The sequence below is a fragment of the Ruegeria sp. BE3 genome, from assembly GCF_056538865.1.
The window spans coordinates 148816-170357 of sequence record NZ_JBQFTW010000001.1; the positions used below are offsets into that span (position 1 = coordinate 148816).

Annotated in this window: 22 protein-coding genes; 6 read left to right on the forward strand and 16 right to left on the reverse strand. The window is 59.0% G+C overall.

What is annotated here, in order from left to right; translation table 11 throughout:
* Window positions 1-80: 80 nt before the first annotated feature.
* The 7 genes from ACR0AZ_RS00735 to ACR0AZ_RS00765 all read right to left on the reverse strand — a co-directional run bounded on the left by ACR0AZ_RS00735 (window position 81) and on the right by ACR0AZ_RS00765 (window position 8438).
* Entirely contained in the window at window positions 81-1052 is a 972-nt protein-coding gene (locus ACR0AZ_RS00735) for an alpha/beta fold hydrolase (RefSeq protein ID WP_480666539.1), read from the reverse strand.
* Window positions 1052-2524, reverse strand: coding sequence for a flavin-containing monooxygenase (locus ACR0AZ_RS00740; protein WP_480666540.1), 1473 nt, complete (start codon window positions 2522-2524; stop codon window positions 1052-1054). The genes ACR0AZ_RS00735 and ACR0AZ_RS00740 overlap by 1 nt, the downstream gene beginning before the upstream one ends.
* Window positions 2525-2598: 74 nt before the next feature.
* A complete protein-coding gene (locus ACR0AZ_RS00745; protein ID WP_480666541.1) occupies window positions 2599-3402 on the reverse strand; it encodes a PaaX family transcriptional regulator C-terminal domain-containing protein in 804 nt (267 codons plus the stop codon).
* 53 nt (window positions 3403-3455) lie between these two features.
* The gene (gene paaZ / locus ACR0AZ_RS00750; RefSeq protein ID WP_480666542.1) at window positions 3456-5480 is read right to left on the reverse strand and encodes a phenylacetic acid degradation bifunctional protein PaaZ; all 2025 of its coding nucleotides are present in this window, start codon (window positions 5478-5480) and stop codon (window positions 3456-3458) included.
* Between the two features lie 28 nt (window positions 5481-5508).
* The gene (locus tag ACR0AZ_RS00755; protein WP_480469006.1) at window positions 5509-6861 is read right to left on the reverse strand and encodes a TRAP transporter large permease; all 1353 of its coding nucleotides are present in this window, start codon (window positions 6859-6861) and stop codon (window positions 5509-5511) included.
* Window positions 6861-7364, reverse strand: a complete 504-nt coding sequence (locus tag ACR0AZ_RS00760) for a TRAP transporter small permease (RefSeq protein ID WP_480469007.1) — start codon at window positions 7362-7364, stop codon at window positions 6861-6863. The genes ACR0AZ_RS00755 and ACR0AZ_RS00760 overlap by 1 nt, the downstream gene beginning before the upstream one ends.
* 54 nt (window positions 7365-7418) lie before the next feature.
* Window positions 7419-8438: a TRAP transporter substrate-binding protein gene (locus ACR0AZ_RS00765; RefSeq protein WP_480469008.1), complete on the reverse strand. Its 1020-nt coding sequence runs from the start codon at window positions 8436-8438 to the stop codon at window positions 7419-7421.
* Window positions 8439-8617: 179 nt separating this feature from the next.
* Between ACR0AZ_RS00765 and paaG the strand changes: the two genes are divergently transcribed.
* From paaG to ACR0AZ_RS00790, 5 genes are all read left to right on the forward strand, one after another.
* On the forward strand, window positions 8618-9403 hold the full coding sequence (gene paaG, locus ACR0AZ_RS00770; RefSeq protein WP_480469009.1) for a 2-(1,2-epoxy-1,2-dihydrophenyl)acetyl-CoA isomerase PaaG: 786 nt from the start codon (window positions 8618-8620) through the stop codon (window positions 9401-9403).
* Window position 9404: 1 nt separating this feature from the next.
* Window positions 9405-9833 (forward strand): hydroxyphenylacetyl-CoA thioesterase PaaI, encoded by a 429-nt coding sequence (gene paaI, locus ACR0AZ_RS00775; RefSeq protein ID WP_480469010.1) that lies wholly within the window; start codon window positions 9405-9407, stop codon window positions 9831-9833.
* Window positions 9834-9848: 15 nt separating this feature from the next.
* A complete protein-coding gene (gene paaK / locus ACR0AZ_RS00780) occupies window positions 9849-11156 on the forward strand; it encodes a phenylacetate--CoA ligase PaaK (protein ID WP_480469011.1) in 1308 nt (435 codons plus the stop codon).
* A 22-nt stretch (window positions 11157-11178) separates the two neighbouring features.
* Window positions 11179-11775, forward strand: coding sequence for a TetR/AcrR family transcriptional regulator (locus tag ACR0AZ_RS00785; protein ID WP_480469012.1), 597 nt, complete (start codon window positions 11179-11181; stop codon window positions 11773-11775).
* 69 nt (window positions 11776-11844) lie between these two features.
* A complete protein-coding gene (locus ACR0AZ_RS00790) occupies window positions 11845-12060 on the forward strand; it encodes a hypothetical protein (RefSeq protein WP_480656992.1) in 216 nt (71 codons plus the stop codon).
* 3 nt (window positions 12061-12063) lie between these two features.
* Here ACR0AZ_RS00790 and ACR0AZ_RS00795 read toward each other — a convergent pair whose 3' ends face one another.
* The 9 genes from ACR0AZ_RS00795 to ACR0AZ_RS00835 all read right to left on the reverse strand — a co-directional run bounded on the left by ACR0AZ_RS00795 (window position 12064) and on the right by ACR0AZ_RS00835 (window position 19096).
* On the reverse strand, window positions 12064-12822 hold the full coding sequence (locus ACR0AZ_RS00795; RefSeq protein WP_480666543.1) for a Phenylacetic acid catabolic protein: 759 nt from the start codon (window positions 12820-12822) through the stop codon (window positions 12064-12066).
* A 12-nt stretch (window positions 12823-12834) separates the two neighbouring features.
* Window positions 12835-13908 carry a 1,2-phenylacetyl-CoA epoxidase subunit PaaE gene (gene paaE, locus ACR0AZ_RS00800; RefSeq protein ID WP_480469015.1) on the reverse strand — a complete coding sequence of 358 codons (1074 nt, stop codon included), beginning with the start codon at window positions 13906-13908 and terminating at the stop codon, window positions 12835-12837.
* A 14-nt stretch (window positions 13909-13922) separates the two neighbouring features.
* Entirely contained in the window at window positions 13923-14381 is a 459-nt protein-coding gene (gene paaD, locus ACR0AZ_RS00805) for a 1,2-phenylacetyl-CoA epoxidase subunit PaaD (protein ID WP_480469016.1), read from the reverse strand.
* A 6-nt stretch (window positions 14382-14387) separates the two neighbouring features.
* On the reverse strand, window positions 14388-15155 hold the full coding sequence (gene paaC / locus ACR0AZ_RS00810; protein WP_480469017.1) for a 1,2-phenylacetyl-CoA epoxidase subunit PaaC: 768 nt from the start codon (window positions 15153-15155) through the stop codon (window positions 14388-14390).
* The gene (paaB, locus tag ACR0AZ_RS00815) at window positions 15155-15439 is read right to left on the reverse strand and encodes a 1,2-phenylacetyl-CoA epoxidase subunit PaaB (protein ID WP_170404692.1); all 285 of its coding nucleotides are present in this window, start codon (window positions 15437-15439) and stop codon (window positions 15155-15157) included. Before paaB ends, paaC begins: the two co-directional genes overlap by 1 nt.
* Window positions 15440-15462: 23 nt before the next feature.
* Window positions 15463-16455, reverse strand: coding sequence for a 1,2-phenylacetyl-CoA epoxidase subunit PaaA (paaA, locus tag ACR0AZ_RS00820; protein WP_480469018.1), 993 nt, complete (start codon window positions 16453-16455; stop codon window positions 15463-15465).
* 15 nt (window positions 16456-16470) lie between these two features.
* Entirely contained in the window at window positions 16471-17673 is a 1203-nt protein-coding gene (gene pcaF / locus ACR0AZ_RS00825) for a 3-oxoadipyl-CoA thiolase (protein ID WP_480469019.1), read from the reverse strand.
* 192 nt (window positions 17674-17865) lie between these two features.
* The gene (locus ACR0AZ_RS00830; RefSeq protein ID WP_480469020.1) at window positions 17866-18084 is read right to left on the reverse strand and encodes a DUF1127 domain-containing protein; all 219 of its coding nucleotides are present in this window, start codon (window positions 18082-18084) and stop codon (window positions 17866-17868) included.
* Between the two features lie 193 nt (window positions 18085-18277).
* Window positions 18278-19096, reverse strand: coding sequence for a cyclase family protein (locus tag ACR0AZ_RS00835; RefSeq protein WP_480666544.1), 819 nt, complete (start codon window positions 19094-19096; stop codon window positions 18278-18280).
* A gap of 233 nt (window positions 19097-19329) precedes the next feature.
* On the opposite strand from ACR0AZ_RS00835, the gene ACR0AZ_RS00840 reads away from it, so the two are divergent.
* Window positions 19330-21423, forward strand: a complete 2094-nt coding sequence (locus tag ACR0AZ_RS00840; RefSeq protein WP_480666545.1) for a 3-hydroxyacyl-CoA dehydrogenase NAD-binding domain-containing protein — start codon at window positions 19330-19332, stop codon at window positions 21421-21423.
* Window positions 21424-21542: the final 119 nt, after the last annotated feature.

Below are 21542 nucleotides of genomic sequence, written 5' to 3' on the forward strand. Positions count from 1 at the left end.
GAGTGAGAGGCGATTTAAGCGAGGGGCCGGGGAGGGTCAAGAGGGAAAAGCGTGCCCGTCGAGATTCTTTGCTTGGTCTCTCAGCGAGTGCTACGTTTTGTTGTGAGGCCGTGGGTTTTCTCGGCGATTTGGCGAATGAAACGCGCACAGGCTTCGGGTTCGGTGATCAGGATCATATGGCCGCACTGCTCTAATTCCTCAAAGGTCAGGCCAAATTTCGTCATTGCCGCGCCGTGGACCCTGGCTGACAGGATTGGGTCTTCGCTGCCGTACAGGATACCACCGGGCGTTTGCAGTTCACCATAACGCTGGTTCAATGCGCCCATGCTGGATTCGACACCGATGACGTCTTGCGATGCGGTAATGAAGGCCGAGGGGCGCAGGCCGAGGGCACCTCCGGCACGATCCAGAAAATCATTGGGCGCGGGTTCGGGGGCGAAGACGTCTTTCAAGACGAGGGGCGCAGTTTTTCGGGCCATCGGGACGGCGATCGTGTTGCCGATGAGGTTGCGCAGCCACTCGGTGCGGATTTCCAGTGGTTTGAAGACGGCAGGCGGTGTGGGCATTGCCTGAGTCAGGGGAGCCAGCAGCGCCAGCGCCGCCGTTCTGTCCGGGTAGTCCAGAGCCATTGCCAGTGACACGGCGCCGCCGAGCGAGTGACCAACCAATATGGCTTGATCGACATTCTTGGTTTCGAGAAACGCGTGGATCATGCGGGCCTGTTCAGGCAAGGCCGCCAGTTGAGCAGTATCGCGGGTGGAATAGCCACAGCCCGGACGGTCGACCGCGAGAACGTGATAATCCTGCGCAAGGTCATCCATCAGCGCATAGGTGAAATGCTGCAACTGGCCCGAGAGGCCGTGGATCATGACGATGGTCGGGTTGGCGGGGTCGCCTTTTTCGACATAGTGGATGCTGCCACCCGGAACAGGAACGATCTGTCCCAGTTGCGGCACCATCTCGGTACCCTGCCGCGTCAGGCGGCGGGTCCAAAGGTGCATGCCCAGCAGGCAAGCCGCCAACAGCAAGACAATCGTTAGCAGGATCGACATCAGGGATCTCCGGTTGTTTCTGTTAGGGCATGGTATTGCTCGAGCCCCGATCGCACCATGCGTTTTCTGAACTCGGAGACTGTGCCCGGCCAGAGCGTCGTGTTGCGCCCGTTGGCGTCCTGATACCACGAGGTGCAACCGCCAGATTGCCAAACGCTCTCAAGGTGGCGCTCTTGCATTTCTTGCGTGAACGCAGCCTGCTTGTCGGCATCCGGGGTAATGATGCGGAGGCCATTCGCACGCATCCCCGACAGAACGCGGCCGATATGGGCGACTTGCGCTTCGATCATGAGCACAACCGAATTGTGCCCCAGCCCGGTATGGGGTCCTAGAAGGATGAAGAAGTTGGGAAACCCGGCGATTGCGGTGCCAAGGTTCGCCTTCATGCCATCGGTCCAAGCTTGTTTCAGGGTCAGACCATCAGCACCCGTGATGTCGAGATTGTCGACCATGTCAGTCACATGGAACCCGGTTCCCCAGATCAGAACATCGGCCTCGATCTCATCGCCGTTGCTTGCCGTAAGACGGTTTCCGTCAATCGAAGTGACCGCACGCGGCACCACATCCACGTTGTCTCTGGCCAGTGCCGGGTACCAGTCGTTTGAGCTTAGGATGCGTTTGCACCCGATTGTGTAATCGGGCGTCAGCGCCGCTCTCAGTGTTGGGTCGGATATCGCGCTCTCCAAGGCCTGTCGCCACATTTTCATTGCAAAGTCGACGGCGCGGGGTTCGCCTCGGAATACGCGGTGGCGAAACTCGAACAACATATAGATCAATTGGCGCCGGATGCGGGGCAGCAGCGGAAGGTGCGCGTACAAGCGGCGCACCCATGGAGCAATCGGGCCGTCCGGGCGAGGCAGAACGTAGGGTGCGCTGCGTTGGAAAATGGTGACGCGGGCTGCGGTTTTAGCGATCTCGGGGATGAATTGAACTGCTGAAGCTCCGGTCCCGATAACGGCGATCCGTTTGCCGCTCAGCGAAACGTCATGATCCCATTCCGCGGAATGAAAGCTGAGGCCGGGAAAGCTACTGGCGCCTGGTATCTGCGGAATGCGCGGCACATGCAGTGCGCCGATGGCCGAGACCAGAAAGCGCGCTGACCAGCGGTGGCCATCCTCTGTTTCAACTTGCCATCGGGAGCCGTCCCAATGGGCGGATTTGAGTTTCTGATGAAAATGGCAGAGCTCATATAGCCCTTCGTCCCGCGCGATACGCTGCAGATAGGACTGGATCTCAGGGCCACCGGCATAGGCGCGGGTCCAATGCGGGTTGAGGTGGGTTGCCATTGAATAAAGATGCGAGGGTACATCGCAAGCAACGCCGGGATAGGTGTTTTCGCGCCATGTCCCGCCGATATCGTCGGCTTTTTCCAGAATGGTAATGTCCGATAGCCTGCGCTTGCGTGCCTCAAGCGCCATAGTCAGGCCTGAGAACCCGGCTCCGACGATCAGCATGTCGGTTTGCGCCGTCATCTCTGCCTCCCCTTCGTTTGCGCACTGCATTGATGATAGGGGCAGGCACGCAGTTTGAACAGACTGCCGTATAGTCAGCCATTCCCACTCAGCACGGCTGCCGAAGGGCGCGGTAACACGTCAAGCAGGCCAAACACACGGTCACGGCATGCGGGACCGACCCAGTCCGAAGGGTAGAACCCCGGGGGCAGATCCGGCTGGCGCAGCACAACACGCCGCCATCGATGCACCAGCAGGGTGCGCAAAGTCGCGCTCTGCAAGGGTGTTGGCGTCCACGCCTCGGGGCGGGACTTCGCAGCCTTTTCGACCGCTGCCAAAAGGGTCTGACACGAGGCGCGTAACTCAGGTGGGCACAACCGATCCTGAACCCATTTCGGGGCTGTGTGCGGGAATATGTCCAGAGCGAGCAAGCCATCCCCCTGACTCGGAGCCACGCCTGCGCCCATGGCAACATTGCGCCCTATGGGGATGTAGTCATCGCTGAGCATCACATCCTCAAGCACTTGCGTCCCGGATCCGTCTTCGGCGATCAGCAGATGCCAATGCTCGATGGGTGCCGGACCGCGCGCATAGATGCGCGGCGTGACCATGGCCGATTGGGTTCTGCCGAACTCCGAAAGAACATGGCGCGAGACGCGGCCAATCCGGTCACTCTCGATCCAGCCATCCTTGCGCAAGCGATGTACAGCGACGCGGATGGCTTCGGGCTTGATGCCCATCGGCTCAATAATTCGCGTCAGAGCACCGCCCGATATCTGGGCTCCGGGCTCCTGCGCCATGTCTCCAAACAGCGAGACAATGATCGACCACACCCGCTGGTCTTGCGGGTCCGTCAGCTCGGCCACAGCCGTTTCGAACCACGAGCTTTGGTTGGTCATACGACCAGTTTAACCCATTAGGTCCAATAAGAAAAACAGGTATGTACAGCCCTTCAGCGCGCGTTCATGGTCAGAAGCTCGTATTCTGCAACCGGTTCGTCATCCTGATTGGTCAGGGACACGTGCCAGCGGACCTCACCATAGTCATCATTGCGCGGGGTTTTCTGCTTTACCGTCAGGCGTACCTTGATGCTATCTCCGGCAACAACGGGTTTCATGAAGCGCAGCCCGCCCAGCCCGGTATTGGCCAGCACCGGCCCCTCGTTCGGCTCAACAAACAGGCCCGCAGCAAAGCTCAGCAACAGATAGCCATGCGCCACGCGGCCCGGGAAGAACGGATTTCGCGCTGCTGCGTCCTCGTCCATATGAGCATAGAACGTATCGCCGGTGAAATTGGCGAAATGTTCAATATCGTCCAGCGTGATTTTGCGCGAGGCGGTGTGTAGCGTCTCGCCGATCTGTAGCTCTCCGAACTTGCGGGTAAAGGGGTGTGCAGGGCCATTAACTTCGGTCGCTCCCGGCACCCATTTGGTTCCGATGCTGCTGAGCATCTGCGGTGATCCCTGAATGGCTGTGCGCTGCATATAGTGTTTCACACCGCGCACACCGCCCATTTCCTCACCACCACCCGCACGGCCCGGCCCACCATGCACCATATGCGGCAGCGGAGAGCCATGACCGGTCGATTCCGCCATCGAGTCGCGGTTGTTGATGTAGATACGTCCGTTAAAAGCCGCAGATCCCATCACCACGCCGCGCGCGACGTCGGTGTCATGAGTGATCAGCGACGTGACCAGAGACCCCTGACCGCGATTGGCCAGCGCCACCGCGTGATCCAGATCGCGATATCCCATGAGGGTTGATACTGGGCCAAACGCCTCGGTGTCATGGACTCGCTGCGCTTTGTCTGGGTCGGCGCAGTGAAACAGCATCGGGGGGACGAAGGCTCCGGTCTCGGGGCCGTGCAGGTCGAACGCGTCCGGATCGCCGAAGACCCGTTCAGCCTCTTGTCCGATCAGAGCGGCCTTTTCCAGCACGTCGGCCTTCTGCCCGTTAGACACAAGCGCACCCATGCGCGTGGTCTCGGCCCGCGGGTCGCCGATGGTGATCTTCGCCAGCCGCGCTGACAGCGCGTTGATCACCGCATCGATCTGGCTGTCGGGTGCGATGATGCGTCGAATGGCGGTGCATTTCTGACCCGCCTTGGTGGTCATCTCGCGGGAGACTTCCTTGATGAACAGGTCGAATTCGGGCGTGCCGGGTTTTACATCGGGGCCGAGGATCGAGGCGTTCAAGCTGTCCTGCTCGGCAACGAACCGGACCGAGTTCTGCAAGATCGCAGGTGTCTGCCGTAGCTTCAACGCGGTGTTCGCCGAGCCAGTGAAGCTGACCACATCCTGACAGCCCATGTGATCCAGCATGTCTCCTAACCCGCCCGAGACCAGTTGCAGCGCACCTGCGGGCAAGATGCCGCTGTCCAGCATGATCCGTACAGCGAGTTCGGTGACGTAACAGCTATTGGTGGCCGGTTTCACGATGGCGGGGACGCCCGCAAGCAGCGTCGGGGCCAGTTTCTCCAGCATCCCCCAGACCGGGAAGTTGAACGCATTGATATGAACTGCCACGCCCTGCAGTGGTGTGCAGATATGTTGCCCAAGAAAGGTGCCGTTGCGCGAAAGCTGCTCAATCTCACCGTCTAGGTAGACTTGAGCGTCCGGCATCTCGCGTCTGCCTTTAGAGGCGAAGACAAACATCGTGCCGATGCCGCCGTCGATATCGATCAGGTGGTCCTTCTGCGTGGCCCCGGTCTCAAAGCTCAGGTCGTAAAGGGCCTGCTTGTGCGCAGACAACGCTTGTGCCAACGCCTTGAGCATCCGGGCGCGGTCGTGGAACGTGAGCTCGCGCAGAGCGGGGCCGCCGGTGTTGCGCGCGTAATCCAGCATGGCCTGCATGTCGAGCGCCGCGTTTCCTGCGCTGGCAAATGGTGCGCCGGTGATGGCGGATGCGATGGTGCGTGCGCCTTCGCCGGGCGCGACCCAAGTGCCAGCGGCAAAGCTGGAAATCTGATGCAGGGACATGGTGTTCTCCTGTTTAATGAGGCGGGGCTTAGTGCCCTAATGCGCCCATTTGCTGCGGCAGGTACAGGACCACGATGGGCACCAGCACGATCAGCGTGAGGCGGAAGATATCGGCGATCCAGAATGGTGTAACGCCGCGAAAGATGGTGCCGGTCGAGACATCGCCCACCACGCCTTTCAGGATGAAGACGTTCAGGCCCACAGGCGGGGTGATCAGCGAGATTTCGGTGACAACCACAACAACGATGCCAAACCAGATTGGGTCATAGCCCAGAGACGTGACCAACGGGAAGAAGATCGGAACCGTCAGCAACAGCATCGAGAGAGATTCGAAGACGCAACCCAGAATGATGTAGATACCAAGGATCATCAGGATCACGACAAACGGCGCCACATCATAGGCTGTGACCATTGCAATCAGGGCTTCGGGCAAGCCAGCCAGATTGATGAAGTTCGAAAATATCTGCGCGCCGATCAGCACCGCGAACAAGGCAGACGCCGTAAAGCAGGTCTCTTTCAGCACCTCAAAGGTTGAGCCAACAGTCAGACCACCTCGAAATAGGGCGATCAGAAAGGCTCCCGCGGCACCCATGCCTGCGGCCTCAGTCGGTGAAAAGGTCAGGTTTAGGGGTTCAAAGTCAAAGGCTCCGTACAGCCCGCCGATCACCAGAAAGAACAACAGCAGCACGGCCCAGACCGAGCCCAGTGCACGGATACGCTCCGACCAGGTGGCGCGCTCCCCGGCCGGCCCGGACTCGGGATTGCGCCAAACGGTCCAGCGCACCGCGAAAAGGTAGAAGAGGATACCGAGAATGCCAGGTATGATCCCCGCCATGAACAGTTTCCCGATCGAGGTCTCGGTCAGCAGCCCATAGATGACCAGAATGACCGATGGGGGGATCAGAATGCCCAACGTGCCACCAGCGGCAATCGAGGCGGTCGAAAGTTCGTCGGAATAGCCATAGCGTCGCATCTGCGGCATCGCGACCTTTGACATGGTCGCAGCGGTGGCCAGAGACGAGCCGCAAATGGCCGAGAACCCACCACAGGCTGCGACCGTGGCCATAGCGATTCCGCCGCGCATGTGACCCAAGAAAGCATTGGACACTGCATAAAGCTCGCGCGCCATGCCACCCTTGTTCACGAACAGGCCCATCAAGATGAAAAGCGGAACAACGGATAGACCATAATCCTGAGCAGTATCAGTGATCTGGCGGCCCACCATGGACATGGCAGCCTTCAACCCGCGCTCATCAAAGATCGAGCCGCCACGTTCGTAGGCGAAGCCCAATGTGCCGACCAGTCCCATGGCAAAGACGATGGGCAGGCGCACCAGCACCAGGATCAATACAATCGCAAATCCGATCAGTGCTGCGGTCATTACATAGGCTCCGTCAAAGTATTTGGGGCGAAGGCCTTTAGCAGCCCGGTGGCGATCATCACCAGTGCGGTGATGGCAACAGACAGGGTAATGAACCAGCCGATCAGGTAGGTGGGGATTGAGAGATATTCGGTCACATCCCCATAATCCCGCGCGCGTTCAGCCAGGACCCAAACGCGTTGGACCGGCCAGAACAACATGATGCCGCTGACCACATAGATCACCACGTCCTGCGCACGCGACAGATGCAGACGGTGGAAGAACCCGTCCGTCAGATCGACTGCGATATGGCCGTTGGTGGTTGAGACGATCGGGAGGACTGAAAACACCAGAATGGCCATCAGAATCCGCGTCAGTTCGGTGGCGGCCTCAATGGGCGCATTTAAGACCGAACGCAGGATCACATCGCAAAATGTCATTGCCATCAGGATGAACAGGGCGATGCACGCCACGATCACGGGAAGGGCGCTGGCGCGTCGCACAAGCTGGATTATCGGGGTCATGGGAAACTCGCGCAGGGTAAGTCAGGGCGGCGCAAAGGCCGCCCTGCAGTCGGATCAGTTCGAGGACATTTCCGATTTGATCATGTCATAGGCGGCCTGAGCGTCGACACCTGTTGCGTCAACCTCGGCGATGACCTTGCCGCGGATGTCTTCAGCGATGGCCGAGAACTTCTCCATATCCGCGTCTGTGGCAGCGTTGATGGCATTGCCTTCCGCCGCTTCGGTCGCCTCGCGACCTGTGGCATCAATCTCATCCCAGATCTTGCCGATCTCACGGCTCAGCGGTTCACCGAATACGTTTTCTTCCAACGCCGTCTGAAGCTCGGGTGGCAGATCTGCGAAGGTGTCTTCGTTCATGATGAAGGCAAACGAACCACGATAGAGGCCACCGGGCATCTCATAGACGTTCTGCGCAACCTCGGTTAGCTTGAAACCCTTGCGCGATTCCAGTGGCATGACCACGCCGTCAGCGGCTTTCGATGCCAGCGTCTCGTAGACCTTCGGGGCAGGCACCTGAATGCCGGTTGCACCAAGCGCTGCGCCTACGTCACCGCCAACGCCACCGGGGATGCGCACCTTCAGACCCGATACTTCCTCCAGAGAGGTCACGGGGGTGCTGGAATGCAGCTGTGCAGGGCCATGGGTGTGCAGGGCAATGACCTTCACACCGCGATGTTCGTCAGCAGCTTTGAGGTGCTGGTCATATGCGCGCCAGTAAGCCACCGAAGCGTCCTCGGCCGAACCTTCATAACCCGGCAGCTCGATCAGTTTGGTGGTGACGAAGCGACCCGGCTGATAGCCGTGGAAGATGATCGAGGCATCGGCAGCGCCGTCCATGATCAGGTCCATCTGTGCGGGCGGTGGTGCGATGCCCAGTTTCAGTTCCGCAGTGACCTGCCCGTCGGTGGCCTCTTCCACCATCTCGACGAATTTGGGCCACATCTTTGCGTTGATGCCATGGGTGGGCGGTGCCCAGCTGGAAATCGTCAAAGTGTAGTCGGCAGCAAAGGCGATGGTGCCGGACACCGCCAGCGTTGCCGAGGCCAACAGGGTGGTGAGCTTGGTGAATTTCATGACCGGATCTCCTCCTCAAAAGCGCAAGTCGTGAATTTGGTATTGGTTCGTTTTGTAACTATCAACGGGGCTAAACAGATGTCGTTGACCCGCCGATTCACAAAAGCTTGGAGAATTTATTGACCAACCGTTCGGTTTATGCAAGAAGTTTGTTGTTACTTATGAAAAGCGAACCGGGTATGTCCGACACGATTATTTCGCAGAATATGGGGCAATGGGTTGAAATTACACTCAATCGCCCAGATCGCCTGAACAGTTTCACTGATGAGATGCATTATGCCCTGCGCGCTGCGCTTGAAGCCGCGCGCGACGAAGGCGCCCGTTCTGTGCTGCTGACTGGCGCGGGTCGTGGGTTCTGTGCAGGGCAGGATTTGGGGAATCGAAACCCTGCAACGATGGAGGGGCCGCCTGATCTCGGCCACACAGTGCGTACGTTTTATGCGCCTTTGGTCCGCCTGATCCGGTCGCTGGAATTTCCCGTTGTTTGTGCCGTCAATGGTGTCGCTGCCGGGGCAGGGGCGAATCTCGCCTTGGCCTGCGACGTGGTACTTGCCGCCGAATCTGCGAAGTTCATCCAATCGTTTTCCAAAGTTGGTCTGATCCCCGATACCGGCGGCAGCTGGCATTTGCCGCACCTGCTGGGTGAGGCGCGGGCCAAGGGTCTGGCCCTGACCGGGCAGCCGTTGCCAGCGCAGGAGGCGGCAGATTGGGGGCTGATCTGGAAAGCGATTCCCGACGCCGATCTGGTGGCCGAGGCGCGCGCGCTGACGGAACAATTCGCGAATGGTCCGACGCTGGGGCTTGGCCTGACGAAGCAGACGATACAAGCGGCTGCCACGCATACTCTGACCGATCATCTGGAGATTGAGGCGGACGCAATGAAAACCTGCGGTGAAAGCGCGGATTATGCCGAAGGCGTAACTGCGTTTCTGGAAAAGCGCGCGCCGGTGTTTCGGGGGGAATGAGATGACACCGAAGGAACGCGCCCAAAAAGCCGCCGCTGCCATGTGGGGGCGGGACAATGCCTCGCAATGGGCAGGCATGGAACTGGTCGAGATGGATGAAGGTGTTGCAACGTTGGCGCTGCAGGTCGCCGAGCATCACTGCAACGGGCACGGGATCTGCCATGGCGGCGTGACCTTCATGTTGGCCGACAGCGCCTTTGCCTTTGCCTGCAACAGTCGCAACCAGTCCACAGTGGCGCAGCACAATGTGATCAGCTACGTCGCGCCTGCGCGCTCCGGTGACCTGCTGACGGCCCGCGCAACGGAACAAAGCCTGACCGGGCGCAGCGGCATCTATGACGTAACCGTAACCAACCAGACCGGCCAGAAGATCGCAGAGTTTCGGGGCTTTTCCCGCGCGGTCAAAGGGCCAGTGTTTGATGAGACCTGAGACGAGGGGGATGGCATGAAGGATCTTACTCCGAACAAGGCGGATCTTGATCCGATCGAGATCGCCTCGATTGATGAAATCCGCAGCTTACAGTTGGATCGGCTGAAATGGTCGCTGCGCCATGCCTATGAGAACGTACTTATGTACCGGCAGCGGTTTGATGAGGCCGGGGTGCATCCTGACGACCTGCAATCCCTCAGTGATCTGGCGCGGTTCCCGTTTACCTACAAGAACGATCTGCGGGAAAACTATCCGTTTGGCCTGTTTGCCGTTCCGCGAGAGCAGATCATTCGGGTCCATGCCTCGTCGGGGACCACGGGCAAGCCGACTGTAGTTGGCTATACGCAGGGCGACATCGACAATTGGGCGGATTTGGTGGCGCGGTCCTTGCGGGCCAGCGGCTTGCGCCGGGGCGACATGGTGCACAATGCCTATGGCTATGGCCTGTTCACCGGCGGTTTGGGCGCGCATTACGGGATCGAACGTCTGGGGGCCACGGTCGTCCCGATGAGCGGCGGGCAGACCGCAAAGCAGGTTGATCTGATCACAGATTTCAAACCGGACGGGATTATGGTGACACCGTCCTATATGCTGAACATTCTTGAGCAGTATCATAAGGTTGGCCTTGATCCGCGCGAAAGCTCTCTGGCTGTTGGCGTCTTTGGTGCCGAGCCATGGACGGATTCGATGCGCGCCGAGGTTGAGCAAGCTTTCGACATGCATGCCGTCGATATCTATGGCCTATCCGAGATCATGGGACCGGGCGTCGCAAATGAGTGCGTCGAAACTAAAGACGGTCCGGTGATCTGGGAAGATCACTTCTATCCCGAGATTATTGACCCCGTGACTGGCGAGGTCCTCCCCGATGGCGAGATTGGTGAGCTAGTCTTTACCACTCTGACCAAAGAGGGCCTTCCGATGATCCGCTATCGTACCCGCGACCTGACCCGGCTGCTACCCGGCACCGCGCGATCGATGCGACGGATGGAGAAAATCACCGGGCGTTCGGATGACATGATCATTCTGCGTGGTGTCAATGTCTTCCCCAGCCAGATCGAGGAGCAGGTTCTGGCAACCGGCGGTCTCGCGCCCTATTACCAGATCGAGCTCTACAAAGCGGGTCGGATGGACGCGATGCGCATCCATGTCGAGGCAACGCCGGACGCAGCAGATGAGCTGAGCAAAACCGCTGCTGCCCGGATGCTATCGCGCCGGATTAAAGAGGTGGTTGGCATCTCGACCGAGATCGATATAGGCGAGCCGGGCGAAGTCGAACGCTCGCAGGGCAAAGCCCGGCGCGTGATCGACAATCGGGACAGTTAACGCAGAGACGGAGTGTAGTGTATTGGCGCGCACGATAGCAAAAGACCATGACCACAAACGGGCTCGCATCCTGAAATCCGCCGCGCGCGTTTTCGCGCAGGAAGGGTTTGATCGGGCGTCCATGTCTCAACTGGCGCGGGAATGCGGGATATCGAAGGCCAACATCTATCATTACTATGACAGCAAGGATGCCATTCTGTTCGATATACTCGACAGCTACCTGCTGCAGCTGCGTGACCAGATTTGCGGCCTTGACCTTGATGGGCTGGAGCCTGCGGAACGCCTGAGGCGCGTCGTACGGGAAATTCTGCTGGCCTATCAGGGCGTGGATGATGAGCACCGGGTGCAAACCAGCGGCATGTCGGCCTTGCCCGAGGATCAGCAGAAACTGCTGCGTGGATATCAAAGAGATCTGGTGGTGTTCGTAAGCGACATCATCGCCAGCACCTCGCCTGCAACCTTCAAGGATGACGCAGCCAAGCTGCGAGCGACCACCATGTCCGTGTTCGGGATGCTGAACTGGTTCTACATGTGGAACGCAGGCGCAGATACCGATGCACGCAGCGACTATGCCGCGCTGGTGAGTGACCTGACCTTGTCCGGCGTTGACGGTCTCTAACAGGCGTTTGGCGCAGAGTTGATTTGGTTTCGCAGCACGGATCGGTTTGAATGAGGGCGGAGGCCCCTTATGCAACGCCCTGATCGTTTCGATAAATTCTATTTCGCCAAAGTAGGTCTGGGCGAAGCCTGTGGCTGCGCCGAGCGGGTGATTGACGTCTTCGAGTTCAACCGGAAAAGTGGTGCTCAATCGCTGAAGGCATTGAAGACAGATCGGCGCAACCGTCGTTCACTTCGCGGATTGGCCGTGAAGTATGGGTTGCTGAGTCGCAAGCGCCAACCTTGAAAGCTAGGGCGCTTTGAGGCCCAGTTTCTCGACCTGTTCGGTCGCTCTGGCCACCCACTGATCTTTCATTTCAACCCCGGTCAGCTGCCGCAGCCCAAGCTTGCGGAGCGTTTCGGTTTTCTCGGTGGTGCCGACCCCGAAACTGGCCGCGACGCGGGGCCACCAATAGTCGACTGACGCTTGCATCTCTGCAGCCTTTCCCTGTTCGATCAGCTTGCCCGCACCCTCAAAGGCCAGCTCACCGTGGCGTGCCTCGATCGGGGATATCTCGCGGAAGGCTTCGGCCAGAGGTTGATAGGATATCTGCGAAAACTGAGAGAGTTGAACGGCAACCGCCTGACTCATCAGCAGATTCATCACCACAGCGTCTTCCCACCCCTCGATCGGATAGTTGAACACCGCAAGGCGCATGTCATGCTCAGAGCGGGTCGCCCCGATATCTGCATCACGATCCAGACGCGTGGTCCAGGGGTGGTGATTTGCATAGCGATCCGTATTGGCTCCGAACTCGCCCATGATCTTCAAAACACGATCCGCATTGTCGGTCTTTTCCAGCACAATCTTGGCCGCCGCGATGCGTTCTTTGATGCCGGGGCCCTGATTGATGATATCGGCAAAGCCTGCTGCGCCGGCCAGTTCGCTGTCTACGAAAGTTGCCATCAGCTTCATCAGCTCCGCGCGATAGCGCGGCGGAACATTGGTCGGGTTGCTTAGAACGCCACCTGCTGCGAGATAGCTCTCGATTGTCATGTCTTCAGCCATCATTCCCTCCGTCTACTGGTCGTAGTCCACGACCACGGTGTCGGTCAGCGGATAGGCCTGACAGCTCAGGACATAGCCTTTCTCGACCTCGTAATCTTCCAATGCGTGATTGGCGACCATCTCGACATCGCCTTCAAGCACCCGGCATCGGCAGGTTGAACAGACCCCGGCCTTGCAGGCGTAAGGCGCGTCCATCGCGTTTTCCAAAGCCGCATCAAGGATCGACTGATCCTTGGGCATGGTGACTGTCTGCGTAGCCCCGTCCATCGTGATCGACGCTTTGGTCTGGTTGGCCTGAGATGACGTGTCTGCTCCACTCACCTTTCGCTTGGCGCGACCAGGTTGGGCGCTGGCGAAGAGCTCGAACTTGATCTGCCCGTCATTCAACCCATGTGCGCGCAGCGCTGAGGCAATACCCAGCATCATGGGCTCGGGGCCACAGATAAAGGCTGTGTCGACGTTCTGGATGTCGATCCAGTGCTCAAACAGTTCGGCGCATTTTTCCTGCGTCACCAGACCAGTGAATAGTTCGATCTCTTGCGCGTCTATTTCCAGAATATGGATGACGTTCAGACGCTCCATATAGAGGTTCTTAAGGTCTTCCAGCTCCTCTCGGAACATGATCGTGTTCACGCCTTTGTTGGCATAGACCAACGTGAACCGGGAGTGTGGCTCTCGGGCGAGTGTGGTTTTCAGGATCGACAGAACCGGGGTGATGCCCGACCCACCGGCAAAACCCAGATACTGCTTTTCGGCGGACGGATCGATTGCGGTGTGAAAGCTGCCCATGGGGGGCATCGCCTGCACCGTATCGCCGACCTTCAGATCGCTGTTCGCCCAGGTTGAGAACGCGCCACCATCCACACGCTTGATCCCCACCTGCAGAATTCCGTCATCCTTGCCTGCGCAGATCGAATAAGAGCGACGCAGCTCTTCCCCGTCGAAATCGCGGCGGAAGGTCAGGTATTGGCCTTGGGTAAAGTCGAACTCCTCAGCCGAGCCGTTCATCGGCTTCAACGTCACCACCACCGCATCGCGGATGGTTTTGTGAATGTCGGTGACTTCCAGATCGTGAAAGCGTGCCATCCGGTGATCCTCCCTCAGATGCACTTGAAATAGTCAAAAGGTTCCAGGCAGTCGGTGCAGCGCCAATGGGCCTTGCATGGGGTCGAGCCGAACTGGCTGACCTTCTCAACCGCCTTGCTGCCGCAGTGCGGGCAACGTTCGGGGCCGCCTGCGGGCTGGGGCGGGGCGATGCCGTAATCTTCAAGTTTGGCACGGCCTTTTTTGCTGAGCCAATCGGTGGTCCACGCCGGCGAGATGCTGGTCTCGATCCGCAAATCGCTGATCCCGTGGTCACGTAGTGCGGTTTCGATGTCCATGCTGATCACCGAGGTCGCCGGACAGCCAGAATAGGTCGGCGTGACCGTGACCTTCAGAGTGTCATCATCCCATTGAACATCGCGCACGATACCCAGATCGACGACCGAGATCACTGGAATCTCGGGGTCTGGTACGGCGTCGAGCCATTGCCAAACCTGATCCGTTGAGGCCCGCATCGATCCTTACCACTTTGCGCTGGGATAGGCGCGTTGCAGCCACTGCATTTGCGTCAGCAAGTGGCCCAGATGCTCGGTATGCATGCGACCATCGCGTCCGCCTTTGTGGGCAAAGCGGCTTTCTGGAATGGTCAGGGTCGCTTCGGTCAGGATGCGCTCGACTAGAGCGTCATATTCTGCGCGCAGATCAGCCGGGCTCGGGGCGATCCCCGCCGTAACCATCTCGGCATCCACGTCGTCGCTGGCAAACATCTCGCCCACATAGGGCCAAAGGTAATCCAGCGCCTCTTGCATGCGGGCATGGCTTTCTTCGGTCCCGTCGCCCAGACCGACGACCGTATCGCCCGAACGTTCGAGGTGATAGGTGACCTCTTTGCTGGCTTTGGCAGCGATCGCGGCAACTCGTTCGTCGGATGATTTCATCAGACGCCCGAGCATGATTGAATGCCACGCATCAAACAGGAACTGACGCATCAGAGTGCGTCCGAAATCTCCGTTGGGAACTTCTACCAGCAGTACGTTGCGGAAATCCCAGGCGTCGCGCAGAAAGGCTAGATCATCAGCGCTCTTGCCGCCATTGATCTCTCCTGCAAGGCCCAGCCACATCTGGGTCTGACCGATCAGGTCCAGCGCGGTATTGGCCAGAGCGATGTCTTCCTCAAGCACCGGTGCATGGCCGCACCATTCGCTGACGCGATGGCCAAGGATCAGGGTGTTGTCCCCCATTCGCAGCAGGAACTGCAGCAAAGCGTCATTGGAAACCGGAGCACTCATTACATCGCCCCCACTTCTTCGGGAATGTCGAAGAAGGTTGGATGGCGGTACACCTTGCTTTCGCTGGGCTCGTACAGCGGACCTTTGTCGCTGGGCGATGAGGCCGAGATGTTGTTGGCCTCAACCACCCAGATCGAAACGCCTTCATTGCGGCGGGTATAGACGTCGCGGGCATTTTTGATCGCCATCTCGGCGTCTGGCGCGTGTAACGATCCGACATGGCGGTGGCTCATGCCATGTTGTCCGCGGATGAAGATTTCCCACAGGGGCCATTCGTTGTTCATTTGGTATCCTCCTCAGGGCAGTCTTATTCTGCAGCCAGATTTGTAGCGCGTTTCTTGCGGGCATGGGCCAGCAGCCCGTCACGAACCCATTTACCGTCGTCCCAGGCCTTGTTGCGCGCGGCCAAACGGTCGACGTTACATGGGCCGTTGCCCTTGATCACATCGAAGAACTCGGACCAGTCCGGGTCGGTGTAGTCGTAGTGGCCCCGCTCTTCGTTCCATTTCAGGTCCGGGTCGGGAATGGTCAGACCTAGATACTCGGCCTGTGGCACGGTCTGGTCCACGAACTTCTGGCGCAGCTCATCATTGGTGTTGATCTTGATCTTCCAAGCCATGGATTGCGCGGAATGCACGCTTTCCTTGTCCGATGGCCCGAACATCATCAGCGACGGGTACCACAGACGGTTCATCGCGTCCTGCGCCATCCTGCGCTGTTCGGGCGTGCCTTCGGCCATCTTGCGGATCGCGTCATAACCCTGACGCTGGTGGAACGATTCTTCCTTGCAAATGCGGATCATCGCGCGCGAGTAGGGTCCGAAGGACGTCCGCTGCAACGGAACCTGGTTCATGATCGCGGCCCCATCGACCAGCCATCCGACCGCACCGATATCGGCCCAGTTCAGCGTTGGATAGTTGAAGATCGACGAGTATTTCATGCGTCCATCCAGCAGCATCTCGGTGATCTCATCGCGGCTGACGCCCAGCGTTTCGGCGGCGCAATAGAGATACAGGCCGTGCCCGGCTTCATCCTGCACCTTTGCCAGCAGGATTGCCTTGCGCTCCAGCGTGGGTGCGCGGGTGATCCAGTTGCCTTCGGGCAGCTGACCGACGATCTCGGAATGCGCGTGCTGTCCAATTTGACGGATCAGTGTCGCGCGATAGTCGTCGGGCATCCAGTCCTTGGGCTCGATCTTGATATCGGCGTCAATCTTGTCCTGAAAGGCGCGCTCCTGCTCGGTCATCTCCTCGCGGGATTTCACGCCTGTTCCGGCTGTCTTGATCATCTGAGCATACATGTGAGGTCTCCTCCCTTACACGCGTTCGAGAATAAGTGCGGCCCCCTGGCCAACGCCCACGCACATGGTGCAAAGCGCATAGCGCCCGCCCGTGCGGCGCAGTTGATAGGCGGCGGTCATCACCAGCCGCGCACCGCTCATCCCAAGCGGGTGACCGATCGCAATTGCGCCGCCGTTCGGGTTCACATGCGGCGCGTCGTCTGCCACGCCCAACTCGCGCAACGTCGCCAGCCCTTGTGAGGCAAAGGCCTCATTCAATTCTATCACATCCATCTGTTCGATGCTCAGCCCGGCGCGGGCCAGCACCTTTTGGCTGGCCGGAACCGGGCCAATGCCCATCACGCGCGGTTCGACCCCGGCAACGGACATGCCGACCACACGGGCAATCGGGGTGAGATTGTTCTTTGCTGCGGTTGCCTCATTTGCCATCAGAATGGCGGCGGCCCCGTCGTTTACGCCCGAGGCATTCCCAGCGGTCACGGTTTTGTCCGGTCCGTTGATGCCCTTCAGGCCTGACAGTTTCTCGGCTGTAGTTCCCGGGCGCGGGTGCTCGTCCGTGTCAACCACGACAGGGTCGCCTTTGCGCTGGGGGATTGTGACCGGGGTGATCTCCTCCTGAAACACCCCGGTCTGGTGCGCCGCGGCCCAGCGGGCCTGGCTGCGTTCGGCAAAGGCGTCCTGATCGGAACGGCTGATACCATAAGCTTCCGCTACGTTATCTGCTGTTTCGGGCATCGAGTCGATACCAAAATTTTGCTGCATTTTGGGATTCACGAAGCGCCAGCCGATTGTGGTGTCATAAACCGCATTGGCTCGCGAGAAGGCCGAGGTGGCTTTGGGCATCACAAATGGCGCGCGGGACATGCTCTCGACGCCGCCAGCGATCGCCATGTCATAATCCCCGGCCCGGATTGCACGGGCCGCCATGCCGACCGCATCCATGCCGGAGGCACAAAGCCGGTTGATCGTCGTGCCAGGTACATCCACAGGCAGTCCCGCCAGCAGAGCAGCCATCCGCGCAACGTTGCGGTTGCTTTCCCCGGCCTGATTGGCGTCGCCGTAGATCACATCGTCCACGCTTGTCCAATCGACCTGTGGGTTGCGCGCCATCAGGGCCGAAATCGGGATTGCTGCCAGATCATCCGTGCGCACCTGGCTGAGGCTTCCGCCATACCGTCCGATTGGGGTGCGCTGAGCGTCGCAGATAAAGGCGTCCATAGGGCGAGGGCTCCGAATTTGATGTCACGTCATTAAGTGACCGATGGGTCGGTTAATAGTCATGAAGATGATTCGCGGCAAGTAAAATGTAACGTGATTGCTCCTGTGGTGAAAAATTGGTAACATATTAGCGCAGCCCAAAGAAAAACCCGCAGGGATGCGGGTTTCTCTGAAAAAGGCGATCAAGGTTGGTTAGATCACGTCCGCTATGACCAGACGCACAATGTCTTCGCGGCGCAGGCTGCGGGCGGCCAGCTCTGCGTCGGACAGAGACCAAAGCGCTTGAATCCTGTGAACTTTTACTCGTGCCTCTCCGATTTCTGTGAAGGCCTGCAAAATGCCTCTGGCGATGTCGGTGGTGGCTTCGAAGGCTGACTGCAGCGAGAGGTTTTGCGTTGCTGATGATCGCATATGTTTGAGCCCCGTTGATCGTTGAGTTTCGGGAACGTGTGTATCGCGGGCCAGACAATACAACCACAGCACCCATGACATAGCAGCTGTGCGGCGTGCGCAATTCAAAGCGCGAAAGTGGAATATTTCCCCTAAAAATATGGGCAAAGCCGAAGCTTCGCCCACACGATGCGTCAATTTGCCTACAGATGTCTCAGACCATTGCGAAGATGCGCGCCGGTCCACCCGTTCCGCCACGATGCGCCGGAGCACCCACAATGAGCGTCGCGCCGCTGGCGGGAACCTTGTCGAGATTGGCCAGGTTCTCGATGCCATAACGATTGGTCGGCAGCCACGCATAGTGGGTTGCGAAATCTGCAGATGGCCCATGATCCAGAGACAGAGAGTCGACGGCCAGCGCAACCGCGCCAGTCTCATCTATCAACATCTGAGCGGCTTCGACATGGAATCCAGGGAAGTGCATTTTGCCCTCATCATCGGTATTCCGGAAACCCGCTGTGGCGGTCTTGGTTCCCCAGCCGGAATGCATCGCCACGCAGGCGCCGTCGGGTATTGGGCCGTTTGCGTCAATCCAGACCTTCAGGTCATCCGGGGTGACCTGCGCATCCGCATTCTCGGTCGCCTTGGCAGCGATATCGACCACGCAGAGCGGGCAGACAAGGTTCGATACCGGGATCTCGTCAACCGACTGACCGTCTGCCGAGAAATGCAGCGGCGCATCAATATGCGTGCCGGTATGTTCGTTGACCGCAAGATTGAACAGATTAAATCCGTGATCCTTGAAATTGAAGGATTGCGTGGCTTCGATGCCGGGCTCGCCAAAGTACGTTGGGAAGTCGGCGTCATAGATGTGGGTCATGTCCACAACTTCCCGAAGGCCAGCCGCCAATGCCGGAGGCGCACTGGCCGTCCCAAGCGCTGTACCGGCTGCCACAGCCGCGCCCGCCTTGAAGAAGGATCGCCGTGACATCATCCGATCCTTGACGGCGTTCATTACGCATACATCACACATTTCATGTCTCCCTGTTTTGGTGCCGGTCCAACGAAATTGTCCGGTACGTCCGCGTAGGCTCAATTGAGCTTATTTTGCTCAAGTTAGCGCGTTGGCATGCAGGGGGGCGTCACATAAGCGTTAGAGAGCTCATAATTTAAAAACCGAACGGTTGGTCGAAAATATACTTGAATACGCGGCCCGACCAGTTCAGTCTCTGTCAAATAAGTGACGCGGGTAGAGAGGTCATGCGCATGTCCCAGGTGATCAGCTATGAGAAAATCGAAGATATCGCGGTGCTGGCCGCACAGAATCCGCCCGTAAATGCGCTGGGCGTCGACATGCGCCGCGGCATTCTAGAGGGGGTCGAGCGCGCCGAGTCCGAGGGCGCGCGCGCCGTGCTGATCTATGGAGAGGGACGGACATACTTTGCAGGCGCCGATATCCGGGAGTTCGGCAAATCGCCGCAAAAGCCTTATTTGCCTGCGCTTTGCGACCGTATCGAGGCATCGCCTCTGTTGGTGGTGTCGGCTTTGCACGGGACTGCTCTGGGCGGCGGGCTCGAGGTGGCTTTGTCGTGTCACTACCGTATCGCGGTGCCATCGGCCAAGGTCGGGCTGCCCGAGGTTAATCTGGGTATCCTGCCCGGCGCAGGTGGAACGCAACGCCTGCCGCGCGTAACGGGGGTCGAGAAGGCTTTGGACATGATCACAACCGGGCGGCACGTGCTCGCCCCCGAAGCATTGGAGATGGGAGTGCTGGATCGCGTGCAAGAGGGTGATCCCCGCGAAATCGGGTTGGCCTATACACGTGAACTGCTCGACAGCAACGCGCCGCGCCGCGCAGTCTGCGACATGCCCAAGCCCGCACCAATTGATTTTGACGCTGCTTATGACGCCGTGCTCAAGAAGGGGCGGGGCCAGTTGTCGCCCGCGGTCGCCGTTCGCGCCGTTCAGGCCGCCTGTGAAGCAGAGGATTTCGCAGCGGGCCTGACGCGCGAGCGGGAATTGTTCATGGAGCTCATGGCCTCAGACCAGCGCAAAGGGCTGATCCACGCCTTTTTCGCCGAACGCGCAGTTTCAAAATTGCCGGAATTGGAGGGGGTCGCACCGAAGGAACTGCATCAAGTCGGGGTCATCGGCGGTGGCACCATGGGCGCGGGTATTGCAACGGCGGCTTTGCTGTCAGGCCTGCCGGTCGTTCTGCTCGAAATGTCGTCGGAGGCGGCGCGGGCGGCCAGAGAGCGGATCGCGGGGAATCTGGCTGGCGCAGTGAAACGCGGCAAGCTGAGCCCCGAGGATCATGACGACATACTGCAGAACAAGTTGGTTCTGGCGACCGATTACGAGGCACTGAGCGCTACGGATCTTGTGATCGAAGCCGTCTTTGAAGACATGGACGTCAAGAAACAGGTCTTCGCGCAGCTGGATGCTGTTTGTAAGAAGGGGGCGGTTCTGGCGACCAACACCTCTTATCTCGACATCAATGAGATTGCGGGTTTGATCAGCCGGCCAGATGCGGTCATCGGGTTACACTTTTTCTCGCCTGCCCATGTCATGAAGCTGCTGGAAATCGTTGTGGCTGATCAGACAGCGCCCGAGGTGGTCGCGACTGGCTTTGCGCTGGGCAAACGATTGGGCAAGGTCTCAGTCCGCGCTGGTGTGTGTGACGGGTTTATCGGCAATCGGATCCTCAGCGCCTATCGGGCGTGTGCCGATCACATGGTTCTGGATGGCGCGTCACCGTTTCAGATCGACAAGGCTCTGATAGAGTTCGGGTTTGCGATGGGTCCGTTTGCAGTTTCGGATCTGGCCGGTCTGGATATCGGCTGGGCCACCCGTAAGCGCAAACGCGCGGCAGGTCTAGACCCGCGAGCGCGGGATAGTTTTTATGTCGACAAGCTGTGTGAGGCTGGTCATTTTGGTCAGAAAACCGGCAAGGGGTACTATATTTATCAGAAAGGGCAACGCGGCGGCACTCCCAACCCGGAGGTCATGAATCTGATCGAAGCCGACCGGGTGGCGCAGGGACTGACTGTGCGAAGTTTCTCGGATGAGGAAATTGTGCGACGTTACATGGTTGCGATGGTGAACGAAGCGGCGCGCGTCGTGGGTGAGGGGATTGCACGTCGACCGTTGGATGTGGATGTTACGTTGCTCTACGGTTACGGCTTTCCGCGCTTTTGGGGCGGGCCGCTGAAATGGGCCGACCTGCAGGGGCTGCCGGACCTGTTAAGCGATATTCGCGAATGGTCAGAAGAGGATCCGTATTTCTGGCAACCTGCGCCTTTGCTGGAGCAGTTGGTTGCCGAGGGTCGCAGCTTTGATGACCTGAATAAATCAGAGTGACAACGCCCGCTGGTGTACTCCCGCGCCCGCGCAACATTGGCTGCGCCAATACCGCTTACGGCCTTGGGCCCGGCATCGCGCGTCGCGCGATGCCGGGCCCAACAGGAGGAGGCATTCCG